The organism is Caballeronia terrestris (assembly GCF_001544515.1).
Classification (GTDB): Bacteria; Pseudomonadota; Gammaproteobacteria; order Burkholderiales; family Burkholderiaceae; genus Caballeronia; species Caballeronia terrestris.
This window is the reverse complement of the sequence record NZ_FCOL02000571.1, coordinates 1-716: the sequence shown is the minus strand read 5'-3', so window position 1 is coordinate 716 and position 716 is coordinate 1. Positions and strand designations below refer to the sequence as shown.

Below are 716 nucleotides of genomic sequence, written 5' to 3'. Positions count from 1 at the left end.
CGTTCACTGATCATGACCTCCGGAGTGATGAAATGCTTTCCACGCTGTTGCGTCCTGGCTCGAGGCACACGAAGTGCGCGGCCCGTACGCAGACAGGCAGTAAGCTCTTTTCGCAGAGCGCCACGGCCTTGGATGTAAAGCGCTTGATAGATGGCTTCGTGAGAGATTCTCATTGATTGGTCTTCGGGATAGTCGACCTGCAATCGTCGACTGATCTGTTCGGGACTCCAGCAGGTGCCCCAGCGCCGGTCCGCGCGGCGGCCTTGCCGTCGCCCTTTCCATGGTACGTTAGGTCCGGCAATCAGCCTGCCTTCTGAGTCGGTGACTGCTCCCGCCAATCGACTCTGCACATAATTCTTTAATCTCTCGTTCTCTGCCAGTCTGGAAGCTTTCGGACGTTCCGCGGCACGCTCAGCTTTCCACTGAGCAACCGTCGCCCTGTATAACAATGTACCGCTGCGGGTTGCAGCGTTACGGCGCAACTCGCGCGAGATGGTCGACGGTGAGCGCTGCAGTCTTCGCGCGATCTCACGAATCCCACAATCCTGCGCCCGTAGCAGCGCAATTTCCTCGCGTTCAGAAAAAGACAGATAAGGCGCAGCGCCCGGCGTCAGCTCGATCGGCGGCATTCCGCCCGCTTCACGAAACCATCTTGGCCCCAAAGGTTGTGACACGCCACACGCCCGCGCCGCAGCCTCGCTCTCCATGCCTTGCGC

Annotated in this window: 1 protein-coding gene; it reads right to left on the bottom strand. The window is 59.6% G+C overall.

Going from position 1 to position 716, the window contains the following annotated elements:
- Positions 1-716 (bottom strand): helix-turn-helix domain-containing protein (locus AWB67_RS39000; RefSeq protein WP_143746852.1); only part of this gene is annotated, 716 nt, incomplete at both ends.